Annotated in this window: 23 protein-coding genes; 4 read left to right on the top strand and 19 right to left on the bottom strand. The window is 70.4% G+C overall.

Features of this window, described 5'->3' with window-relative positions:
• Positions 1-7: 7 nt before the first annotated feature.
• The 4 genes from B079_RS0104235 to B079_RS0104220 form a co-directional block, all read right to left on the bottom strand.
• The gene (locus B079_RS0104235) at positions 8-2506 is read right to left on the bottom strand and encodes an ATP-binding protein (RefSeq protein WP_018544533.1); all 2499 of its coding nucleotides are present in this window, start codon (positions 2504-2506) and stop codon (positions 8-10) included.
• 282 nt (positions 2507-2788) lie between these two features.
• Entirely contained in the window at positions 2789-3112 is a 324-nt protein-coding gene (locus B079_RS0104230; protein ID WP_018544532.1) for an STAS domain-containing protein, read from the bottom strand.
• A 157-nt stretch (positions 3113-3269) separates the two neighbouring features.
• On the bottom strand, positions 3270-4118 hold the full coding sequence (locus tag B079_RS0104225; protein ID WP_018544531.1) for a 3-hydroxyacyl-CoA dehydrogenase family protein: 849 nt from the start codon (positions 4116-4118) through the stop codon (positions 3270-3272).
• Between the two features lie 205 nt (positions 4119-4323).
• Positions 4324-4965, bottom strand: coding sequence for a TetR/AcrR family transcriptional regulator (locus tag B079_RS0104220; RefSeq protein WP_018544530.1), 642 nt, complete (start codon positions 4963-4965; stop codon positions 4324-4326).
• Positions 4966-5055: 90 nt separating this feature from the next.
• Here B079_RS0104220 and B079_RS0104215 point away from each other — a divergent pair, with 90 nt between their 5' ends.
• Genes B079_RS0104215 through B079_RS0104205 form a run of 3 tightly spaced genes read left to right on the top strand, consistent with a single transcriptional unit; the run spans position 5056 to position 7194 of the window.
• Positions 5056-5841, top strand: coding sequence for an ABC transporter ATP-binding protein (locus tag B079_RS0104215; RefSeq protein WP_037801245.1), 786 nt, complete (start codon positions 5056-5058; stop codon positions 5839-5841).
• Positions 5842-5858: 17 nt separating this feature from the next.
• Complete coding sequence (locus B079_RS0104210; protein ID WP_018544528.1) at positions 5859-6608, top strand: ABC transporter permease; 750 nt, start codon at positions 5859-5861, stop codon at positions 6606-6608.
• Positions 6609-6621: 13 nt separating this feature from the next.
• Entirely contained in the window at positions 6622-7194 is a 573-nt protein-coding gene (locus tag B079_RS0104205) for a cob(I)yrinic acid a,c-diamide adenosyltransferase (RefSeq protein WP_018544527.1), read from the top strand.
• 52 nt (positions 7195-7246) lie between these two features.
• Here the strand turns inward: B079_RS0104205 and B079_RS0104200 are convergent, their stop codons facing one another.
• Genes B079_RS0104200 through B079_RS0104185 form a run of 4 tightly spaced genes read right to left on the bottom strand, consistent with a single transcriptional unit; the run spans position 7247 to position 10130 of the window.
• Positions 7247-7492: a hypothetical protein gene (locus tag B079_RS0104200; RefSeq protein WP_018544526.1), complete on the bottom strand. Its 246-nt coding sequence runs from the start codon at positions 7490-7492 to the stop codon at positions 7247-7249.
• A complete protein-coding gene (locus tag B079_RS0104195) occupies positions 7492-7905 on the bottom strand; it encodes a hypothetical protein (protein WP_018544525.1) in 414 nt (137 codons plus the stop codon). Before B079_RS0104195 ends, B079_RS0104200 begins: the two co-directional genes overlap by 1 nt.
• Before the next feature lie 54 nt (positions 7906-7959).
• Positions 7960-9438 carry a sensor histidine kinase gene (locus tag B079_RS0104190; protein WP_018544524.1) on the bottom strand — a complete coding sequence of 493 codons (1479 nt, stop codon included), beginning with the start codon at positions 9436-9438 and terminating at the stop codon, positions 7960-7962.
• Complete coding sequence (locus B079_RS0104185; protein WP_018544523.1) at positions 9435-10130, bottom strand: response regulator transcription factor; 696 nt, start codon at positions 10128-10130, stop codon at positions 9435-9437. Before B079_RS0104185 ends, B079_RS0104190 begins: the two co-directional genes overlap by 4 nt.
• Positions 10131-10315: 185 nt before the next feature.
• On the opposite strand from B079_RS0104185, the gene B079_RS0104180 reads away from it, so the two are divergent.
• Complete coding sequence (locus tag B079_RS0104180) at positions 10316-12142, top strand: glycoside hydrolase family 18 chitinase (RefSeq protein ID WP_018544522.1); 1827 nt, start codon at positions 10316-10318, stop codon at positions 12140-12142.
• Between the two features lie 24 nt (positions 12143-12166).
• On the opposite strand, the gene B079_RS0104175 is transcribed toward B079_RS0104180, so the two are convergent.
• The 11 genes from B079_RS0104175 to B079_RS0104125 form a co-directional block, all read right to left on the bottom strand.
• Complete coding sequence (locus B079_RS0104175) at positions 12167-12613, bottom strand: DUF2550 domain-containing protein (protein WP_018544521.1); 447 nt, start codon at positions 12611-12613, stop codon at positions 12167-12169.
• 174 nt (positions 12614-12787) lie between these two features.
• Positions 12788-13165, bottom strand: coding sequence for a F0F1 ATP synthase subunit epsilon (locus B079_RS0104170; protein ID WP_018544520.1), 378 nt, complete (start codon positions 13163-13165; stop codon positions 12788-12790).
• A 140-nt stretch (positions 13166-13305) separates the two neighbouring features.
• The gene (atpD, locus tag B079_RS0104165) at positions 13306-14742 is read right to left on the bottom strand and encodes a F0F1 ATP synthase subunit beta (RefSeq protein WP_018544519.1); all 1437 of its coding nucleotides are present in this window, start codon (positions 14740-14742) and stop codon (positions 13306-13308) included.
• Positions 14743-15660 (bottom strand): F0F1 ATP synthase subunit gamma, encoded by a 918-nt coding sequence (locus B079_RS0104160; RefSeq protein ID WP_018544518.1) that lies wholly within the window; start codon positions 15658-15660, stop codon positions 14743-14745. It lies immediately after the preceding gene.
• A 21-nt stretch (positions 15661-15681) separates the two neighbouring features.
• Positions 15682-17274: a F0F1 ATP synthase subunit alpha gene (atpA, locus tag B079_RS0104155; RefSeq protein ID WP_018544517.1), complete on the bottom strand. Its 1593-nt coding sequence runs from the start codon at positions 17272-17274 to the stop codon at positions 15682-15684.
• 125 nt (positions 17275-17399) lie between these two features.
• Positions 17400-18215 (bottom strand): F0F1 ATP synthase subunit delta, encoded by an 816-nt coding sequence (locus B079_RS0104150; RefSeq protein ID WP_018544516.1) that lies wholly within the window; start codon positions 18213-18215, stop codon positions 17400-17402.
• Complete coding sequence (locus B079_RS0104145) at positions 18212-18757, bottom strand: F0F1 ATP synthase subunit B (RefSeq protein WP_018544515.1); 546 nt, start codon at positions 18755-18757, stop codon at positions 18212-18214. The genes B079_RS0104150 and B079_RS0104145 overlap by 4 nt, the downstream gene beginning before the upstream one ends.
• A 38-nt stretch (positions 18758-18795) precedes the next feature.
• Positions 18796-19044 carry an ATP synthase subunit C gene (locus tag B079_RS0104140; RefSeq protein WP_018544514.1) on the bottom strand — a complete coding sequence of 83 codons (249 nt, stop codon included), beginning with the start codon at positions 19042-19044 and terminating at the stop codon, positions 18796-18798.
• A gap of 80 nt (positions 19045-19124) precedes the next feature.
• Positions 19125-19961: a F0F1 ATP synthase subunit A gene (gene atpB, locus B079_RS0104135; RefSeq protein WP_018544513.1), complete on the bottom strand. Its 837-nt coding sequence runs from the start codon at positions 19959-19961 to the stop codon at positions 19125-19127.
• A 210-nt stretch (positions 19962-20171) separates the two neighbouring features.
• A complete protein-coding gene (locus B079_RS0104130; RefSeq protein ID WP_018544512.1) occupies positions 20172-20612 on the bottom strand; it encodes a hypothetical protein in 441 nt (146 codons plus the stop codon).
• A gap of 279 nt (positions 20613-20891) precedes the next feature.
• Positions 20892-22226 carry an MraY family glycosyltransferase gene (locus B079_RS0104125; protein WP_018544511.1) on the bottom strand — a complete coding sequence of 445 codons (1335 nt, stop codon included), beginning with the start codon at positions 22224-22226 and terminating at the stop codon, positions 20892-20894.
• Positions 22227-22320 lie beyond the last annotated feature (94 nt).

The raw sequence follows: 22320 nt of genomic DNA, 5'->3' as shown, positions 1-22320 counted from the left end.
GCCCGGGTCAGATGACCTCGCCGGGGCCGCTGCTCGACGGATCGGCGGAGCCCCGCTCCACGGGTGACGCGCTCGCGGAGGCGGGCCCGCTGGCGGAGGTGGAGGTCTCCGGGTCGGAATCGGTCTCCGTCGGGGTCGGGTCCGCCGTCTCCGTCGGGGGCGGGGTCGTGGGGGTCCTGGTCGGCTTCGGCGACCCGCTGGGCTTCGACGTCGGCTTCGTGGGCGGCTTGCTGGTGCTCCGGCTCGGCTTCGGCTCCGGCTTCTCGGAGTGCTTCCCGCCGCCCGTGCCCTTCGTCTCCCCCGGGTCGGCGGCGGCCGTGGTGGCCGGTGCGGACGGGGTCGGGTCGTCGGCGGTGCCGAGGGTGCCGTCGGGGCCCGGGTCGGTGGAGCGGGCGCTCGGGGCGGACGTGTGGCGGGCCTTGGCGTCGTCCTTCTTCGGCACCGCGCCCAGGTTGCCGTCGTCCAGACCCTGGGTCGCGGACGGGTCGATCTCCACGCTGCCCGCCGGATCGCGGTCGGCGTTCTGCTGCGAGGTCATGCCGAGCGTGACGACCGTGCCGAGCACGGCGACGAGGAGCGCGCCGGACCCGGCGGCCACCAGATTGCGCCGGGCCACGCTGCGGAACCCGGGGCGGCCGTCCTCGGCGGCCGGGCTCATCGTGACCGTGCCCGCGCCGGAGGAGCCGTACAGCGCGACGGGCACCGGGACGGTCGGGTCGGAGCGGGTCTCGGACGCCTCGGCGGCCGTCAGCGCGGCCAGGGCGGGCAGATCGCCCGCGCGGTCGGCGACCAGCGCGAGGGCGCGGCGGCCCGCGACGGTGCCCCGCTTGTCCGCGAGCGCGGTCCGCAGCTGCTGGGAGGTCTCCAGTTCGGTACGGGCCCGGTCCAACTGGCCCTCGCACAGCGCGAGTACGCCCAACTCGTGGTGGAAGTAAGCCTGTTCGGCCGTGTCACCGGCGAGCCTCGCGGCCTCGGCGCCGACCCGCAGGGTGCGCTGCCAGGCGTTCCAGTGCAGTCCGGCGGCGAAGGCGGCGCAGGCCGCGTGGGCGAGCCGTACCGCGCAGTTCTCCTCGGCGTCCTCCGCGTTCGCCTCGCCGTCGCCCTCGGGCCGCGGCCGTACGGCGGGGGCGAGCAGGGCGAGGGCGGCGAGCACGGCGTCGGCCTCGGCGCACACGCGCTCGGGGGCGACCGAGGGGTGACCGGCCCACCAGGCGTAGTGCCGGGCGGCGGTGAGGGCGTGCCCGGCGGCGTCGTCGCCGTATCCGGCGGCCTCCAGCTGGGTGCGCACGCTGGTCGCGAGCCGGTAGCGGGCACCGGCGCGGGAGACCAGGCCGCAGGCCGACAGCTCGGCGAGCGCGGCGTCCGCGTGGGTGTCCCCCACCAGCGCGGGCAGATGGGCCTGGTGGGGCACCTCGCCCTCCAGCGCGACGGCGAAGCGGAGTGTGGCGCGGGCCGAGGCGCTGAGCCGGGAGGCGAGCAGCGGGGCGGGGGCGGCGGCCTCGCCGAGGGAGGGCAGCGGGACCTCCTCGGCCTCGTCCTCCTCGACGGGCCTGCCGAACACCGCCTCGACGGCGGGCCGTACGTCCTGGAAGACGCCGTACTCGTCCACGACCCCGGCGCCCGCGCGCAGTTGCTCGCGCTGCCGGAGCAGGGCGCCCGCCTGGACGAACCGGAGGGGCAGGCCCTCGGACTCGAACCACAGGTCGCCCGCCCAGTTGGACTCCTCCTCGGTGAGGGCGCGGCCGAGCGTGCGCTCCAGGATCTCCACGCTCGCCTTGCGGTCCAGGCCGGGGAGTTCGACCTCCTCGACCTCCAGGTCGGCGGCGGGGGCGGGGATGTCGGGGGTGGCGCCGAGCAGGAAGGCGCACTCGGGGGCGGAGTCGAGGAGGTCGGCGAGGGAGGCGCCGCCGAACTCGAGGTCGTCCACGACGACGACGGCGCCGATCTCCTTGACCAGGGCGCGCAGTTCGTCCGGCTCGGGGCGCTGGTGCGGGGCGTCGTAGACGGTGTGGAAGAGGTCGCGCAGCAGGTCGTCGGCGGTGCGGTGGGCGCCGGTGAGCCGGACCACGCCGTCGGGGGCGACGTCGGTGCAGTCCTCGGCGACCAGGTCGAGCAGCGCGGTGCGACCGGCGCCGGGCGCGCCGGTCAGGCGCACGGAGCGGCCCCGGGTGAGCAGCCGCACCAGGCTCTCGCGCAGCTCCTGACGGGCCAGCAGCTCGACCTCGAAGTCCTCGGCGCCGGGCGGCAGGGCGGCGTACTCGGCCTCGGCGCGCTCCTCGGCGCTGCGCTTGCGGGGCGTGCCGGTGCCCGGGGTGCCGGGCGGGACGGGTGCGATCTCGCTGCCGTCGACGGGGTTGACGGTCAGCAGGAAGTCGCCGGAGACGATCCGGGTCGTCCGCACGAGGGCCGGGGCGCTCTGGACGAGGTGGGCGGTGAGGGAGTCGCGGGGCGGCCGGCGGCTCGGCGCCCGGTCGTGCTCCTCGGCTCCCGGAGTGATCGGGTCCATGGGTTCTCCCCAAAAGCGTCGTGTGCCCTGTCTCGGCCCCCACCGGCCTGCCGCACATCGCGCTGTCGCTTCTGGTCCGGGCCCGCTCGAAGGGATGCGAGGCAGCGGGCGACCGAACCTTAAACCTTCGGACGGTGTCCGCGACAGAGCGGGGTGCCGGGGGGTCCGAGAGATCACGGTCCGGTGAGGAATGCCCCCGACGTGCGGTTGGGCGTCCGTGTCCGGCCTTGCGGCTTCCCGCGGCGAACCGCGCGCACAGGAAGGACCGTTACTGCCCGCCGGTCACACCCGGGGCAGCGACTCGACGCCGATGCCGCCCTCGATGGCGAGGATGCGGTGCAGCCGGGTGGCGACCAGCAGGCGCTGCATCTGCGCGGGCACGTCGCGCAGCACCAGACGGCGCCCGCAGCGGCCGGCCCGCCGGTGGGCGCCCATGATCACCCCGAGCCCGGTGGCGTCCCAGGAGTCCAGTTCCGACAGATCGAGCACGAGATCGCCGATCCCGTGGTCGACGGCCGCGTGCAGGACCGTACGGGCGTCCGCCGCGCTGCGGACGTCGAGGCGGCCCCCGACGACCAGCTCGGCGTGGTCGCCCCTGATGTACATATGCGCTCCCCGTTGCGTGCGAGTGGCGTACTCCGTGTCGGTGCTGTGCACCGTCTGACTGTGTCAGTGGCAGAGCGGTTGCTCTTTGTAAGCGAACCGATACCGAATTCACCCCCGAGAGTGATACTCCGGGGGTGTGTGTCCGGATGTGTACGGATCAGTACGTGTAGAAGCCCTGCCCGCTCTTGCGGCCGATGTCACCGGCGTCCACCATCCGGCGCATCAGCTCCGGCGGGGCGAACTTCTCGTCCTGGCTCTCGGTGTAGATGTTGCCGGTGGCGTGCAGCAGGATGTCCACGCCGGTGAGGTCGGCGGTGGCCAGCGGGCCCATGGCGTGTCCGAAGCCGAGCTTGCAGGCGAGGTCGATGTCCTCGGCCGTGGCGACGCCGGACTCGTAGAGCTTGGTGGCTTCGACCACGAGGGCGGAGATCAGGCGGGTGGTGACGAACCCGGCGACGTCGCGGTTGACGACGATGCAGGTCTTGCCGACCGATTCGGCGAACTCCCGCGCGGTGGCGAGGGTTTCGTCGCTGGTCTTGTAGCCCCGGACCAGCTCGACGAGCTGCATCATCGGCACCGGCGAGAAGAAGTGCACGCCGACGACGCGCTCGGGGTGCTCGGTGACGGCCGCGATCTTGGTGATCGGGATGGCGGAGGTGTTGGAGGCGAGCACGGTGTCCGGGCGCACGATCTTGTCGAGCGCGCGGAAGATCTCGTGCTTGATCTCCAGCTTCTCGAAGACGGCCTCGATCACGATGTCCGCGTCCGCCGCCGCGTCCAGGTCGGTGGTGGGGGTGATCCGGGCGAGGGCGGCCTCGGCGTCGGCCGCGTCCAGCTTGCCCTTGGCCACGAACTTGTCGTACGAGGCCCGGATGCCGTCGGTCCCGCGCTTCAGCGCCTCGTCGGTGACGTCGCGCAGGACGACGTCCCAGCCTGCCTGAGCGGCGACCTGGGCGATCCCGGACCCCATGAGCCCGGCTCCGATGACGGCGAGCTTCCCAGCCACTCCCACACCCCTTACGCGCTGTTTATGGTTCCTCTCGGCGGACATTAGCGCTCGGGCGCGGCCGTGAGGACCGTAAGTAACGCGTGTCACGGTCTCAGGGCGTGAGACACCCGTCACGTTCCGGTCCGGTCGTGCCGAGGCGGCTGCGGGGCGGTCCCGGGGCGTCAAATCCGTACGCTTTCGCACCCTTTGGCGGGCGGTGCGGTCAGCGGGGTTCGCGGATCGCGTAGTTGAGGACCTTCTCGCTCAGCAGCTCCTCGATGTCGTCCAGGAGGACGAGCACTTCGCGCGAGACCTCGGCCGGTTCGCGTCCGGCGAGCATGGCGCGGCCGATGGCGGCGAAGACCGTCTGGTCGGCCCAGCAGATCTGTCCGGCCATCAGGGCGGGCCGGGGATCGTCGGCGGCGGCGCCGGTCTCCTCGCGCAGCGAGGCCGCCAGATGGTCCTGGATCTCCTGCTGGAGGGTCCACAGCCGTGACCGCAGGGGCGGCGCCTCGTGGATGACGCGCATGAAGCGGTCGTACCCCCGCACCAGGCCGAGACGGGGCGAGACGGCCTCGACCTCGCCGCGCAGCTCGCGCAGGACGGCGCGCGCGGCGGACTCCCCGGCGTCCCGGCCGCGCACCCAGCGCGTGAGCCGGTCGACCAGGGAGTCGGCGCGGTCGAAGAAGAGGTCTTCCTTGGCGGGGAAGTAGTTGTAGACCGTGTTCACGGAGACGTCGGCCGCCTCGGCCACGTCCGTCATCGTCACCGTCATGAAGCCGCGCTCCAGGAACAGTCCGGTGGCGATGTCCGAGATCCGCTGCCTGGTCTCGCGCTTCTTGCGCTCCCTGAGCCCCTCTGCCATGCCGTCATCGTAGATCGGCCCCTCTCTGGGTGGAGTCTCTGAAATTTTGGAGTCGTTGCAATTTTAGGGTCTCTCTGTTTTTCTGTGGGCATGGCAGCAGTCATCAGCGCGGCCGGACTGGCCCGCACCTTCCGGACGAAGACAGGCCCCGTGGAGGCCGTACGGTGCGTCGACCTCACCGTGCGCGAGGGCGAGATCCTCGGCTTCCTCGGGCCCAACGGCGCGGGCAAGACCACCACCCTGCGCATGCTCACCACCCTGTTGCGGCCCACCGGCGGCACGGCGGCCGTCGCCGGGCACGACCTCGTGACCGACCCGGCCGGAGTGCGCCGGGTGTGCGGCTACGTCGCCCAGGCGGGCGGCGTCGACCCGCAGATCGGGGTGCGCGAGGAGCTGGTCGCCCAGGGGCGGCTGTACCGGCTGTCCCGGGCCGAGGCGATCGCCCGCGCCGGGGAACTGGCCCGCGAGCTGGACCTCACCGGCCTGCTCGACCGCAAGGCGGGGGCGCTCTCCGGCGGCCAGCGCCGCCGCCTGGACATCGCGATGGCCCTCACCCACCGGCCCAAGGTGCTGTTCCTGGACGAGCCGACGACCGGTCTCGACCCCGGCAGCCGCGCCGACCTGTGGGAGCTGATCCGCCGCCTGCGCGACGAGCACGGCACGACCGTCTTCCTGACCACCCACTACCTGGACGAGGCCGACGCCCTGGCCGACCGGCTCGTGATCGTCGACAAGGGCGTGGTCGCGGCCGAGGGCACCCCGGCCGCGCTCAAGCTGGAGTACGGCGGCTCGCTCGACGCCACGCTCCAGGACACCTTCCTCGCCGTCACCGGCCGGGGCCCCGCCCCCGCCGACTCCGCCCCCGTCGCCGTCTAGGACACCCAGGACCTCCCATGCTTCTGCACGACACGGCCCTCGTCTACGGCCGCTCTCTGCGCCAGTCCCTGCGCTCCCGGCTCGGCCTGCTCTTCGGCCTGCTGGCACCGCTGCTCTATCTGGTCTTCTTCGGGCCCCTGCTGACCCGGCTGCCGCTGAGCGGACAGGGCAGCTCCTGGCAGGTGCTCGTCCCCGGACTGCTGCTCCAACTAGCGCTGTTCGGCGCCCTGTTCGCGGGCTTCGGCATCATCATGGAGAACCAGCAGGGCGTGCTGGAGCGGCTGCGGGTGACCCCGGTCAGCCGTCTCGCGCTGCTGCTCGGGCGGGTGCTGCGCGATGCCACGGTGCTCGTCCTCCAGGCGGTGCTGCTGGTGCTGGCCGCGCTGGCGATGGGGCTGCGCGCACCGCTGCCCGGCATCCTGGTGGGCTTCGCCTTCGTGGCCCTGCTGACGGTGTCGCTGGCCTCGCTGTCGTACGCGATCGCGCTGAAGGCGCGCACCCCGCAGGAGTTCGGCCCGCTGGTCAACGCCGTGTCGATGCCGTCGATGCTGCTGTCCGGGCTGATGCTGCCGATGACGCTGGCGCCGCGCTGGCTGGACGTGCTCTCGCACCTCGTCCCGTTCCGCTATCTGGTGGACGCGGTGCGCGACGCCTATGTGGGCCGGTACGCGAGCGCGCACATGCTCTACGGCTCGCTCGTGGGCGTGGGGTTCGCCGTGCTGGCCGTGGCGGTGGGCACACGGGTGTTCCGGACGGCCGGGGCGTAACTACGCTGGCCGCATGGTCAATCTGACGCGTATCTACACGAGGACCGGCGACCAGGGCACCACCGCCCTCGGCGACATGAGCCGGACCGCCAAGACGGATCTGCGGATCTCGGCCTACGCCGACGCCAACGAGGCGAACGCGGTGATCGGCACCGCCATCGCACTGGGCGGCCTGGAGGAGGAGATCGTCACGGTCCTCACCCGCGTGCAGAACGATCTGTTCGACGTGGGGGCGGACCTGTCGACGCCGGTGGTGGAGAACCCCGCGTTCCCGCCGCTTCGGGTCGAGCAGTTCTACGTGGACCGGCTGGAGGCGGACTGCGACCGGTTCAACGAGCAACTGGAGAAGCTGCGGTCCTTCATCCTGCCCGGCGGCACCCCGGGCGCGGCCCTGCTGCACCAGGCGTGCACGGTCGTACGGCGCGCCGAGCGGTCCACCTGGGCCGCCCTGGAGACGCATGGCGACACCATGAACCCCCTCACCGCGACCTACCTCAACCGCCTCTCCGACCTCCTGTTCATCCTGGCCCGCACGGCGAACAAGGAGACCGGGGACGTGCTGTGGGTGCCGGGCGGGGAGCGCTGAGCCGGAGGCCCGAGGGGCCGGGACCTCTGACGTGTCCCGGCCCGCTCCCCCGCTACTTGTCGGCGTCGCTCGTCGCGTCGCGGTCGGCCTCGGCCGCCGCCGACTCGGCCGCGTCGACCTTCTTCTTCATGTCCGCGTAGCCGGACGGGGCGGAGGTGGACGTGGCGGTGGAGATGGCGGTCGCCGACGGGCTTCCGGCGCCCGGGGGCGTCGCGGCGTCGTCATGGCCGCAGCCCGTGGCGAGGGCCGCGAGCGCCGTCAGCAGGACGGCCGCCGCTGTCCGCCGGGCCGTGCGCATCAGCTGCCCGCCTTGCCGTCGTCGTTCTTCGCGCACCAGTCCTTGACCGAGTTCAGGTCCTTCTGGCGCTGCTCCAGATTGGTCCGCAGCGACGTGCGGAAGTCCAGCCGGTCCTGGAGGAAGCCGGCGACCTCGGAGTGGTCGGCCTTCCTGGCGTTGTCCACGCGCTGCTGGAGCCGGGCCACCGAGCCGCGCCGGGCCGTGCCCGCGTCCAGCCGCTTCAGGGCGCGGTGCAGCCGCCGGTCGATCTTGGGCACCCGCTTGCACAGCACCTGGGCGCCGTCCCCGGTGGGCCCGGCGGCCTTCGGGATGGGCGTGGCGTCGGCGGCCGAGGCGACTCCCGCCGAGCCCGCCAGGAGTGCCGCGGTCGCGAGTGCGGCCAGGAGGGTGCGGGCCTGCGGTCGTGTGGGCATGTGCCTCTCCTTCGCTTCCGGGACGGCCGCCTCGGCCGTCCGTCGCGGACGAAGCTAGGAGGCTTCTTTGGGGAAACTCTGTGACCGGTTCGTCCCCGCTGTGCCGCCGTGCGCCGCGGTGCCGATGAGCCAGTCCCGGCGGCCGGGCCGTGCCGGACCGCCGAGCGGCAGCCGTACCTCGAAGCGCGCCCCCGCCCCGTCCGGGCCGTCGGCGACGACCACGCTCCCCCGGTGCAGCGCGGTCTGCTGGGCGACGAGGGTGAGGCCGAGGCCGGAGCCCGTGCTGTCCGGGCCGCGCCGGAACCGCTCGAAGACCCGTGGGCGGGCCTCGCGCGGTATGCCGGGGCCCTGGTCGGTCACGGCGAGGACGGCGTCGTGCCCGGCGCGGTGGACGCTCACCCGTATCCGGGCGGCGCCCGTCGCGTCGCGGCCGTGGGCCAGCGCGTTGCCGAGCAGGTTGTCGAGCAGCAGCCGCAGCCCCGGTTCCCAGCCGTGCACCGAAAGACCGGGTTCCGCGTCCAGGGTGATCCCGGCGTCCCGGTCCCGGCGGCGGGCCTCGGCCACGGCCGCGTCGGCGACGTCCCCGAGGTCCACGGGCGCGAAGGTCTCCGCCTCCACCAGGTCGCCCCGCCCCAGCTCCCGCAGCATCACCAACAGACCGAGGAGGCGGGCGTGTTCGAGCCGGAGGTCGGCCAGCACCTCGTCCCGGTCGCCGTCGGGCAGGCCGGGGAAGCCGAGGATGTCGAGATTGGTGCCCATGCTCATCAGCGGGGTGCGCAGCTCGTGCGCGGCGGCGGAGGAGAAGGAACGGGCGGTGTCCAGCGCCTCGGCGGTGCGCGCGGCCTGCTCGTCGTAGCGGGCGAGGACGGTGCGCAGGGTGGCGGCCAGCTCGTCCACCTCGGTGACCCCGGTGCGCTCCGGGCCGAGCCGGTCCCCGCTGGTGCGCGGGTCGAGCCCGGCCGTACGGCGCGTCAGACGCCGCAGCGGGGCGCTCACGCCGCTCGCGACGCCCCAGGCGAGCAGTCCGGACAGCGGCGCGGCGAGCAGCGCGGTCAGCACGACCCGGCGCCGTACGAGCCGGACCTGGGCGCGGCTCGCGGTGTCGGGCGCGAACACCCAGAGCGTGCCGCGTGCGCTCCCGGCGCGGACCTGCCGGGCCAGGACCTGCCAGGTGCGGGCGCCGTCCCGGACGGTCACCGGTCCGGCGCCGGGCCGGGGCAGCCGGGCCGAGCCGCCGGGCTGCGGACCCCCGCTGAAGGAGGTGCCCGCGCCCTCGACGCGTACGCCCACGTCGAGGGCCGCGCTGAACAGGTGCCGCTCGCGGACGTCGGCCACCCGGGGGCGACCGCCCGCGGAGGCGCGCAGCAGGGCGCGGGCGTCCGGGGCGAGGGCGGTGGCCCGCTGCCGCAGATGCTCGGCGCCCGCGCTCCGCAGGTCGTGGGCGACCAGGTGCAGCAGCAGCCAGCCGGAGGCGAGGACGAGCAGCGGGACGGTGCAGCCGACGGCGAGGCCGACCCGGGTGGAGAGCTTCACGGCGTCTCCCTGAGGACGAAGCCGACCCCGCGCACGGTGTGGATCAGCCGGGACGCGCCGCCCGCCTCCAGTTTGCGCCGCAGATAGCTGACGAAGGTGTCCACGGCGTCGGTGCGCACCTCGAAGTCGTAGCCCCAGACGCGCTCCAGGAGCTGGTCGCGGGTGAGGACGAGACCGGCGTTGCGGGCCAGCACCTCCAGGAGGCCGAACTCGCGCCGGGTCAGCTCCAGTTGGCGGCCGTCGCGGACGGCGGTGCGGGCGGCGGGGTCGATCACGAGTCCGGCCGCGCGCAGCAGGGCGCGGTCGGCGGGCGGGCTGCGGCGCAGCAGGGCACGCAGCCGGAGCACCAGCTCCTGGAGGGCGAAGGGCTTGACGAGGTAGTCGTCACCGCCCGCCTGGAGCCCGGCGATGCGGTCGGCGGTCTCGTCCAGCGCGGAGAGCATCAGCACGGGCAGTTCGCGGCCCTCGGCGCGCAGCCGGGAGCACACCTGGATGCCGCTGAGGCCGGGCATCGACACGTCGAGCACCAGCACGTCGGGCGGTTCCTCGGTGACGGCGGCCAGCGCACGGGCGCCGTCGGGGGCGGTGCGCACCGCGAACCCGTTCAGCCGGAGCCCGCGTTCCAGGGAGCGGCGGATCGCCGCGTCGTCGTCGACCACCAGGACCGTCCCGGAACGTGGTGTGTCACCCATGCACTCTCCTCATCCAATCAACGTACGGGACAAGCGAGTTGAGAATTTCCCCGACTTCCCGCCCATATGGTCCAGACCTATTGACCGGTGGTCCAGACCTTTCTATTCTCGCGGCAGCATGGGCGTGAAGGCTCAGTCATGCCCCCCATGCCTCCTGACACCCCCCAATACGAGGGAGGCGCAGTATGCGCTTCAGACTCAGAGCCGCGGCAGCAGCCGCGTCCCTGGTGCTCCCCCTGGCCGGCCTGGTCGGCATCGCCACTCCCGCCCAGGCCGCGACGAATGTGACGGCCACCTACGCCAAGACCCAGGACTGGGGCACCGGCTTCGAGGGCAAGTGGACCGTCAAGAACACGGGTTCCACCGCGATCGACTCCTGGAAGATCGAGTGGGACTTCCCCTCGGGCACGTCCGTCTCCTCAGCCTGGGACGCGGACGTCACCTCCTCCGGTACCCACTGGACCGCCAAGAACAAGTCCTACAACGGCTCGGTCGCCCCCGGCGCCTCGATCTCGTTCTCGTTCAACGGCGCGGGCTCCGGCTCCCCGTCCAACTGCAAGCTCAACGGCGACAGTTGCGACGGCACCACGGTCCCCGGTGACGCGGCGCCCTCCGCCCCCGGCACCCCGACCGCCTCCGAGGTCAAGGACACCTCGGTCAAGCTGTCCTGGTCGGCCGCCACCGACGACAAGGGCGTCAAGAACTACGACGTCCTGCGCGACGGCAGCAAGGTCGCCACCGTCACCACGACCTCGTACACCGACACCGGTCTGAGCGCGGGCACCGACTACTCGTACACCGTGCAGGCCCGGGACACCGCCGACCAGACCGGCCCGGTCAGCGGCTCCGTCGCGGTGCGCACCACCGGCGGCGGCACCAACCCGCCGCCCGCCACCGGCGACAAGGTCAAGCTCGGCTACTTCACCGAGTGGGGCATCTACGGCCGCAACTACAACGTCAAGAACATCGTGACGTCCGGCTCCGCCTCCAAGATCACGCACATCAACTACGCCTTCGGCAACGTGACCGGCGGCAAGTGCGCGATCGGCGACTCCTACGCCGACTACGACAAGGCGTTCACCGCCGACCAGTCGGTCAGCGGCCAGGCCGACACCTGGGACCAGCCGCTGCGCGGCAACTTCAACCAGCTGCGCCAGCTGAAGGCCAAGTACCCGAACATCAAGGTGCTGTGGTCCTTCGGCGGCTGGACCTGGTCCGGCGGCTTCGGCGAGGCGGCCAAGAACCCGGCCGCGTTCGCCCAGTCCTGCTACGACCTGGTCAAGGACCCGCGCTGGGCCGACGTCTTCGACGGCATCGACATCGACTGGGAGTACCCCAACGCCTGCGGTCTGTCCTGTGACACCAGCGGCGCGGCGGCCTTCAAGAACGTCGTCTCGGCGCTGCGCTCCAAGTTCGGCTCCAGCGCCCTGGTCACCGCCGCGGTCACCGCGGACGGCTCCAGCGGCGGCAAGATCGAGGCCGCGGACTACGCGGGCGCTTCCCAGTACGTCAACTGGTACAACGTGATGACGTACGACTTCTTCGGCGCCTTCGACGCCCAGGGCCCGACCGCCCCGCACTCCCCGCTCACCTCGTACAGCGGCATCCCGAAGGCCGGTTTCACCACCGCCGACGCGATGGCCAAGTACAAGGCGGCGGGCGTCCCCGCGAGCAAGCTCCTCATCGGCATCGGCTTCTACGGCCGCGGCTGGACCGGCGTCACCCAGGACGCCCCGGGCGGCACAGCCACCGGCGCGGCCCCGGGCACCTACGAGGCCGGTATCGAGGACTACAAGGTGCTCAAGGGCTCCTGCCCGGTCACCGGCACGATCGCGGGCACGGCCTACGCGCACTGCGGCAGCAACTGGTGGTCCTACGACACCCCGTCGACCATCGCCGGAAAGATGAGCTGGGCCAAGAACCAGGGCCTGGGCGGCGCGTTCTTCTGGGACTTCAGCGGGGACACCAGCAACGGTGAACTCGTGACGGCCGTGAACAGCGGCCTGTCGTAAGAGAGTACGAAGGGTCGCGAGACCCTAAGCGACGTTGACGCGCTGTCCGGGTGGGGCTGCCTCAAGCCACGCGAGAAACCCGGTCAGCGCGTCTTCGCTCATCGCGAGTTCCAGCCGGGTGCCCTGGTGGACGCAGGCGAGGATCACCGCGTCGGACAGCAGGGCCAGCTCCTCCTCGCCCTCGGGCAGCCGCCGTCCGGCCACCTCGATGCGGGAGCGCTCCAGGACGCGGCGCGGGCGGAGCGCGTAGGAGAAGACGCGGTACCACTCGATGCGGTCGCCGTTGTAGCGGGCGACGCCGTAGCTCCAGCCCTTGCCGCTGGTGTCCGGGTCCGTGGACACGTCCCAGCGCAGCGAACAGTCGAAGGTGCCGCCGGAGCGCTGGATCAGCCTGCGGCGCAGGCCGAACAGGAACAGCCCCACCACCACGAGCGCCACCACGGCTCCGCACACAGTCAGAGCGAGGACCATCGACACCGACCTCCTCGTCTTCCTGGAAGGGGAACTGCGGACGACACCAGGTAATGAAACCGCAGTGCCAGGTAATGGAACCGGAAAAACACCCGTATTCGCCACAGCCGCGACCGGCACCGGAATGTTCCGGGCCGGCCGCGGCTGAATGACATGGTCACACGGCGCGGTGGGTCAGCGCGCCGCGGTCGCCGTCCGCAGACGGACATCGGCGCGACGCTCCGCGTCCGCGTCCTCTTCCGCCTTCGCGCGCTCCAGCTCCCGCTCGACGCGCTGGACGTCGATCTCCTCCGCCAGCTCGGCGACCTCGGCCAGCAGCGACAGCTTGTCGTCCGCGAACGAGATGAAACCGCCGTGCACCGCGGCGACGACGGTCCCGCCGTCGCTCGTGCGGATGGTCACCGGGCCCGACTCCAGCACACCGAGCAGCGGCTGGTGACCGGGCATGACGCCGATGTCGCCGGACGTGGTGCGCGCGACGACCAGGGTGGCCTCGCCGGACCAGACCTGGCGGTCGGCGGCGACCAGCTCGACGTGCAGCTCAGCAGCCAAGGGTGGCTCCTCGGGTCACCACCCGGCGGTAGTGCCGGGTGTTGGGTCAATTCTAGTGGGCGTGGAGAAGGGGGCGGGACGGACCCCGCCCCCTTCTCTAAGAGCACGAGCTCAAGAGCACAGGCTCAAGAGCGCGGGACTCAGGAGACGCCCAGCTCCTTGGCGTTCTTCTTCAGGTCCTCGATACCGCCGCACATGAAGAAGGCCTGCTCCGGGAAGTGGTCGAACTCACCGTCGCAGATCATGTTGAACGCGCGGATCGTCTCCTCCACCGGAACGTCCGAACCGTCCACGCCGGTGAACTGCTTGGCGACGTGGGTGTTCTGGGACAGGAAGCGCTCCACACGACGGGCACGGTGGACGACGAGCTTGTCCTCCTCGCCCAGCTCGTCGATACCGAGGATCGCGATGATGTCCTGGAGGTCCTTGTACTTCTGCAGGATGTTCTTGACGCGCATCGCACAGTCGTAGTGGTCCTGCGCGATGTAGCGCGGGTCCAGGATCCGGGACGTGGAGTCCAGCGGGTCCACGGCCGGGTAGATGCCCTTCTCCGAGATCGGACGGGAGAGCACCGTCGTCGCGTCGAGGTGGGCGAACGTGGTGGCCGGGGCCGGGTCGGTCAGGTCGTCCGCGGGGACGTAGATCGCCTGCATCGAGGTGATCGAGTGACCGCGGGTCGACGTGATGCGCTCCTGGAGGAGACCCATCTCGTCGGCCAGGTTCGGCTGGTAACCCACGGCGGACGGCATACGGCCGAGCAGCGTGGAGACCTCGGAACCGGCCTGCGTGAAGCGGAAGATGTTGTCGATGAAGAACAGCACGTCCTGCTTCTGGACGTCACGGAAGTACTCGGCCATGGTGAGGCCGGCCAGCGCGACGCGCAGACGGGTGCCCGGGGGCTCGTCCATCTGACCGAAGACCAGAGCGGTCTTGTCGATGACGCCCGAGTCGGTCATCTCCTCGATGAGGTCGTTGCCCTCACGGGTGCGCTCACCGACACCGGCGAACACGGAGACACCGTCGTGGTTGTTGGCGACGCGGTAGATCATCTCCTGGATGAGCACCGTCTTGCCGACACCGGCACCGCCGAACAGACCGATCTTGCCGCCCTTGACGTACGGGGTCAGCAGGTCGATGACCTTGACGCCGGTCTCGAACATCTCGGTCTTCGACTCGAGCTCGTCGAAGTTCGGGGCCTTGCGGTGGATGGACCAGCGCTCGCCCTCGTGCTTCTCCTCGGAGTTCAGCACCTCACCGAGGGTGTTGAACACCTTGCCCTTGGTGAAGTCGCCGACCGGAACGGTGATGCCGTCGCCCGTGTCGGTCACCGCGGACTGGCGGACCAGACCGTCGGTGGGCTGCATGGAGATGGTGCGGACCAGGCCGTCACCCAGGTGCTGGGCGACCTCCAGGGTCAGCGTCTTCTTCTCGCCGTGGCGCGCCGGGTCGGCGACCTCGACGGTCAGAGCGTTGTAGATGTCCGGCATCGCGTCGACGGGGAACTCCACGTCGACGACCGGGCCGATGACCCGGGCGACGCGGCCCGTAGCCGTCGCGGTCTCAACAGTGGTGGTCATTTATCGGTCACTCCCCGAGCTCGCGTCGGCCAGGGCACTGGCGCCACCGACGATCTCGCTGATTTCCTGGGTGATTTCGGCCTGGCGGGCCGCGTTGGCAAGACGGGAGAGCGTGTTGATCAGCTCGCCCGCGTTGTCGGTGGCCGACTTCATCGCGCGCCGCGTGGCGGCGTGCTTCGAAGCGGCCGACTGGAGCATCGCGTTGTAGATGCGGCTCTCCACATACCGCGGCAGCAGGGCGTCGAGGACGTCCTCCGCCGAGGGCTCGAAGTCGTACAGCGGGAGGATCTCCCCCGTGGGGGCGGCCTCCTTGGCGACCTCGTCGAGACGCAGCGGAAGCAGCCGCTGGGCGACCGCCGTCTGCGTCATCATCGACACGAACTCGGTGTAGACGATGTACAGCTCGTCCACGCCGCCTTCCGAGTCGGGGGTCTCGATGGCCTGGATCAGCGGCTCCGCGACCTTCTTGGCGTCCGCGTACGTCGGCTCGTCGGTGAAGCCCGTCCACGACTCCGCGACCTTGCGCTCGCGGAAGTTGTAGTGGGCGATACCGCGCCGTCCGACGATGAACGTCTCGACCTGCTTGCCCTCGCGCTCAAGGCGCTCGGTCAGCTGCTCGGACGCCTTGATCGCGTTGGAGTTGAAGGCGCCGGCCAGACCGCGGTCGCTCGTGAGGAGCAGGACCGCGGCACGGGTCGGGTTCTCCGCCTCCGTGGTCAGCGGGTGCTTGGTGTTCGACCCGGTGGCCACCGCCGTGACGGCGCGCGTGAGCTCGTCCGCGTACGGCTTGGAGGCCGCCACCTTGCGCTGCGCCTTGACGACGCGCGAGGCGGCGATCATCTCCATCGCCTTGGTGATCTTCTTGGTCGCGGTGACGGATCGGATGCGACGCTTGTAGACCCGGAGCTGGGCTCCCATGAGTCAGGTCCCTTCCTTACGTCACTTGGCGGCAGTGGCGGGGGTGTCCTCGCCGAGCAGCTTGCCCTCGGAGGTCTCGAACTGCTTCTTGAACTCCGCGATCGCGTCGCCGATGGCCTGCAGGGTGTCGTCCGACATCTTGCCGCCCTCCCGGATGGAGGTCATCAGGCCCTGGTGCTTGCGGTGCAGGAACTCCAGGAGCTCCTTGTCGAAGCGGCGGACGTCGTCGACCGGGACGTCGTCCATGCGGCCCGTACCACCGGCCCAGATCGAGACGACCTGGTCCTCGGTGGACATCGGCTGGTACTGGTTCTGCTTGAGCAGCTCGGTCATGCGGGTACCGCGCTCGAGCTGGTTCTTCGAGGCCTGGTCCAGGTCGGAACCGAAGGCGGCGAACGCCTCCAGCTCGCGGTACTGGGCGAGGTCCACGCGCAGTCGGCCGGAGACCTGCTTCATCGCCTTGTGCTGCGCGGAACCACCGACTCGGGAGACGGAGATACCGACGTTCAGCGCGGGGCGCTGACCGGCGTTGAACAGGTCCGACTCCAGGAAGCACTGGCCGTCGGTGATGGAGATGACGTTGGTCGGGATGAACGCCGAGACGTCGTTGGCCTTGGTCTCGACGATCGGCAGACCGGTCATCGAACCGGCACCCATGTCGTCGGAGAGCTTGGCGCAGCGCTCCAGCAGGCGGGAGTGCAGGTAGAAGACGTCACCCGGGTAGGCCTCACGGCCCGGCGGGCGGCGCAGCAGCAGGGAGACGGCGCGGTAGGCGTCGGCCTGCTTCGACAGGTCGTCGAAGACGATCAGGACGTGCTTGCCCTGGTACATCCAGTGCTGGCCGATGGCCGAACCGGTGTACGGCGCCAGGTACTTGAAGCCGGCCGGGTCGGACGCCGGGGCGGCGACGATGGTCGTGTACTCCAGCGCGCCGTTCTCCTCCAGCGCGCGGCGCACACCGGCGATGGTGGAGCCCTTCTGACCGACGGCGACGTAGATGCAGCGGACCTGCTTCTTCGGGTCGCCCGAGCGCCAGTTGTCGCGCTGGTTGATGATCGTGTCGACGGCCAGGGCGGTCTTGCCGGTCTGGCGGTCACCGATGATCAGCTGACGCTGACCGCGGCCGACCGGGGTCATCGCGTCGACGGCCATGTAGCCCGTCTCCATCGGCTCGTGCACCGACTGACGCTCCATGACCGTGGGGGCCTGCAGCTCGAGGGCGCGGCGGCCGTCGGTCTCGACCTCGCCGAGGCCGTCGATCGGCTTGCCGAGCGGGTCGACGACACGGCCGAGGTAGCCGTCGCCGACCGGCACGGAGAGCACCTCACCGGTGCGGTGCACCGGCTGGCCCTCCTCGATGCCGCTGAACTCACCGAGGACGATGGCACCGATCTCGCGCTCCTCGAGGTTGAGGGCGAGGCCGAGGGTGCCGTCCTCGAACTTCAGCAGTTCGTTGGCCATGGCCGAGGGCAGGCCCTCGACCTTCGCGATGCCGTCGCCGGCAAGGGTGACCGTACCGACCTCCTCGCGCGAGGCCGCGTCCGGCTTGTACGACTGGACAAAGTTCTCCAGCGCGTCCCGGATCTCCTCCGGCCGGATCGTGAGCTCCGCCATCTGGGTTCCCTGCTCTCCTTGTTGGGCCCGAAGTTTCACTTGGGGGGATGGGGACTCCCCCCTGAACGAGGTGAATCCTCTGCACGGCCCAACCAGGGCCGTAGGTACGTCTTGCGTGTTGAGTTCTAGCTCGCCATGCGGCGGCCGGCGTCTTCCAGCCGGTCCGCGATGGCGCCGTTGATGACCTCGTCACCGACCTGCACGCGCAGTCCGCCGACGACGTCGGGGTCCACGTCCAGGTTGAGGTGCATCCGGCGGCCGTAGAGCTTCGCCAGGGCGTCACCCAGGCGTCGCTTCTGCGCGTCGCTCAGCGGCACCGCGGAGGTGACGGTGGCGACCAGCCGGTCCCGGCGCTCCGCGGCCAGCTTGGACAGGGACTCGAGTCCCGCTTCCAGGCTACGTCCACGCGGCGCGGTGACGAGTCGGGTGACCAGACGCTCGGTGACGGGCTTGGCCCGTCCGTCGAGCAGCCGGTGCAGCAGCTCGGTCTTGGCCGAGGGGCTCGCGGCCCGGTCGGTCAGCGCGGCGCGCAGCGCGGTGTCGGAGGCGACGATCCGGCCGAACCGGAACAGCTCGTCCTCGACCTCGTCGAGCGTGCCGTTCTTCTCCGCCGCGGTGAGGTCGGCGATGTTCGCCAGCTCCTCGATCGCGTCGACCAGGTCGCGGGGCTGCGACCAGCGGGAACGGGCCAGCCCGGCCACCAGGTCGGCGGTGGCGCCGCTCACCTGGCCGCCGATCAGGCGCTGTACCAGCTCGGCCTTGGCCTCAGCGGGCTGCGCCGGGTCGGTGAGGACCCGGCGCAGGCCGGCCTCGCGGTCGAGCAGCGCGGTGACGGCCGCCAGCTCGTCGGCGAGCTGCGCGGCGTCCACGGACGTGGAGTCCGTCAGCGCGTCGAGACGCTCACGGGCGGCAGCCAGTGCCTCGCGGCTCGCTCCGTTCATCGCGTGGCCTCGGCCTTCTCGTCGAGCTCGTCGAGGAAGCGGTCGATCACGCGGCTCTGCCGGGCGTGGTCCTCGAGGGACTCGCCGACGAGCTTGCCGGCCAGTTCCGTGGCGAGGGTGCCGACGTCCTGGCGGAGCGAGGCGGAAGCGGCCTTGCGGTCGGCCTCGATCTGGGCGTGACCGGCGGCGATGATCTCCTCGCGCTGACGCTGGCCCTCGGCCCGCATCTCGGCGATGAGCTCGGCGCCCTGCTCCTGAGCCTCCTGGCGCAGCCGCGCGGCCTCGTGCCGAGCCTCGGCCAGCTGGGCCTTGTACTGCTCAAGGACGCTCTGGGCCTCGGTCTGCGCGGCCTCGGCCTTCTCGATACCGCCTTCGATGGCCTCGCGGCGCTGCTCCAGAACCTTGTTGATGTTCGGGAGCAGCTTCCAGGCGAGGAAGCCGAAGACGATGACGAAGGCGATCAGGCCGATGACGAGCTCTGGGATCGGCGGGATGAGGGGGTTCTCGGCCTCCTCAGCCGCCAGCTGAACCAGGGGGCTCATATCAGTGCCTTTCGTCTATGGGTAACGCGGCGGTCGGGTCAGGAGGCCGGGTAGACGAACGGCATGACCAGACCGATCAGGGCGAGCGCCTCACAGAAGGCGAAGCCGAGGATCTGGTTGGCGCGGATCAGGCCGGCCGCCTCGGGCTGGCGGGCGAGGGCCTGCGTGCCGTTACCGAAGATGATGCCGACGCCGACGCCCGGACCGATGGCGGCGAGACCGTAACCGATGGAGCCGAGGTTGCCCTTGATCTGGACGCCGGCGGCAAGGGTTTCGAGAGCGGACATGCCGGTTCTTCCTTCTCTTTCAATGACCGGTGGGGGATGGCCACCGGATGTCTGGATGGGGTGTGGCGGAGCGGGCTGGCTCAGTGGTGCTCGGCGAGCGCGCCCTGGATGAAGCTGCACGTCAGGAGCACGAAGACGTACGCCTGGACAGCCTGGATGAAGAGCTCGAAGGCCGTCATCACGATGACCATCACGAACGAGACGGCGGAGTAGGCGATGCCGATGCCGTTCAGCATGTACCAGCTGGCGATCGTGAAGAGCAGCAGCAGCGTGTGACCGGCGAACATGTTGGCGAACAGTCGCACGGCGTGCGTGAAGGGCCGCACGAGCAGGTTCGAGAACAGCTCGATCGTCATCGACAGCGGGAGCACCGCGCCGAGCGACTTGTCGTAGCCGGTGAAGTTCTTGAAGGCGCCGACGAAGCCCTGTCGCTTGAAGGTCAGCGAGACCCACAGGACGTAGACGATGAGGGCCAGGATCGCGGGGTACGAGATGATCGCGGTGACCGGGAACTGGGCGACCGGGATGATCGACCAGAGGTTCATCATCCAGACGAAGAAGAAGAGCGAGACGACGAGAGGTACGTACTTCTCGCCTTCCTTCTTTCCGATCGTCTCGTAGACGACGCCGCGCCGGATGAAGTCGTAGCCGGACTCGGCGATCATCTGGAGCTTGCCCGGGACAACCTTCGGCCGGGCGAAAGCGGCCCAGAAGAAGCCCACGACGACGATGGAACCGAGCAGCGCCAGCAGCATCGTCTTGTTGAAGTACAGGTTGCTGTCCGCGTCGCCCCAGAGCGGCTTGAACAGGAACGAGTGCAGGCCCGGAGCCGGGAAGCCGCACCCGGTGAACAGGTGGCAGCTCGTGTCGAAAGCGAGCGTCTGCGTCGGATCAGCACTCACCGCGGGCTCCTTCATCGTGGCGCATAGGTACGGCAACCTCGTTGTGTCGGCGCGGCACAGGGCCGCGGTTCGGCACGGGACTGGTGGTTCGGATGTGGGGGCGGCAGGGGGGCATCTCGCCTCGCGATGGAACAGGCGTCAGCTGGGATGCCCGCGCCCGCGATGCCGCAGTTGGCACCGGACGATAGCAGGATCTCGCGTGTGCCTTTATCCCGGCCCTACCTCTCACGACGAGCGCCCCGTCTTCTCGGGCTTGTCGCCCTTCGACGGAGCATCAGGATCGACGTAGAGGACCTTTGCCTTCATGTGGGCACGTGCCTGGGCGGAGATCCACGTCAGGGTGGAGACCACGAGCACGATGGCGAAGGCGCGGGGGTTGAACAGCGTCGTGTCCTTGAACACGGCGATGAAGATGACCAGCAGCAGGAGTTGGGCCGCGTAGAGCATCAGGCCCATCATCTGGAACAGCTGCGGGAAAGACTTGGCGGTGCGTTGCAGCACGAAGAGACCGAGCCCCATGAAGAGGAGCACGACCGCTGTCGCGATGACCGCCCCGATGGCCCCCTTGCCCCCCGCGACCACGCCGCTGACGACGGTGGCGATCGCACCGACGACAGCCGTGGGCACGGCGGCCTGGGCCAGAATCCGGACGTCATTGGACGGCATGGCGGCAACTCCGCTTTCACAGGGGGCAGGTGTCGTCATGGACGAGCGTAGTCCCGGGCCGAGTGATCGATTACTCGCACCAATGGACCGTCGCATCACGGTCCTTCGGTTGTCTCCGGGGTTCTCGTGAACCGTATCACAAACTATTTGATGAGGTCTTTACCCACCTGGTGTGCCCGGAGTCACACATGAGGGTGATGCTGCGCGTCTGGGCGGAAACCGCGCCTACTTGTCTGGTATTGGGGGTCTTTGCTCCCCCACGAGTTGGCAATGCTCTCGTCAGATTCTTACCTTGCGGCCCTTACCGGAGCGGGAACGGGCGCCCAGTGCGGTGGCCCCGTTGACGCCCGCCACGGCGGCTGCGACCGGGGTCGGCCCGTCCTCCGGGCACTCCTGCTCCGACGGCTCCTGACCGGCGTTGTCAGGGGCGTCGACGGCGCTGCGGCGGCTGCGGTAGCGCGGCGGCACGAAGCCCTCCGCCCAGCGCGGGGCGCGCGGCGTGAAGCGCGGCAACAGCAGCAGGACGAGCCCGATGGCGCTCAGGAACACCACGCTCAGCACGATCCACATGGACGCCGAGTTGACCGAGTAGGCGAGCGCGCCGAAGCCGATGAGCGCCGACCAGAAGTACATGATCAGCACGGCCCGGCTGTGCGAGTGGCCGACCTCCAGCAGACGGTGGTGCAGATGCCCTCGGTCGGCGGCGAACGGCGACTGACCGCGCCAGGTACGGCGCACGATGGCGAGGACCAGGTCGGCGGCGGGGATCGCGATGATGGTCAGCGGCATCAGCAGCGGGATGTAGACCGGCACCATCTGGTGCACCGCGCTGCGCTCGGAACCGCCCGCGAACAGCTCCATGTTGTCGGGGTCGATCTGGCCGGTCACCGAGATGGCACCGGCCGCGAGGACCAGGCCGATGAGCATGGAGCCGGAGTCGCCCATGAAGATCCGCGCGGGATGCATGTTGTGCGGCAGGAAGCCCAGGCACATGCCCATGAGGATGGCGGCGAACAGCGTGGCCGGGGCAGCCGCCTCGATGCCGTACGAGTACCAGATCCGGTACGCGTACATGAAGAACGCCGCCGCCGCGATGCACACCATGCCCGCCGCGAGACCGTCGAGACCGTCCACGAAGTTGACCGCGTTGATGGTGACGACGACCAGTGCCACCGTCAGCAGGGTGCCCTGCCACTGGGTCACCGCGACCGTGCCGATGCCCGGCACCGGGAGCCACAGGATCGTCAGACCCTGCATGACCATCACGCCCGCGGCGATCATCTGGCCGCCGAGCTTGATCAGGGCGTCGATCTCGAACTTGTCGTCCAGGACGCCGATCAGCCAGATCAGGGCGGCCCCGGAGAGCAGGGCGCGCGGCTCGTTGGAGCGGACGAAGACCTCGTTCAGGCTGCCGAGGTGGTCCGCGACCAGCAGGCCCGCGCACAGTCCGAAGAACATCGCGATCCCGCCGAGGCGCGGAGTGGGTTCGCGGTGCACGTCACGTGCCCGGATCTCCGGCATCGCTCCCGCCACGATCGCGAACTTCCGTACCGGTCCTGTCAGGAGGTACGTCACCGCGGCCGTGACACAGAGCGTCAGCAGGTATTCACGCACGGGCTTCCCCACAGATCTCGCTGGCCATCACAGCCCCACACCCTAGCGAGCGGGGCATACGGTTGAGGACTTCCGGGTAGTGACGATGGTTGCA

It is taken from the genome of Streptomyces sp. LaPpAH-108 (genome assembly GCF_000373625.1).
Lineage (GTDB): Bacteria > Actinomycetota > Actinomycetes > Streptomycetales > Streptomycetaceae > Streptomyces.
The sequence above is the reverse complement of the archived record's forward strand: the minus strand, read 5'-3'. Positions and strand labels throughout refer to the sequence as shown.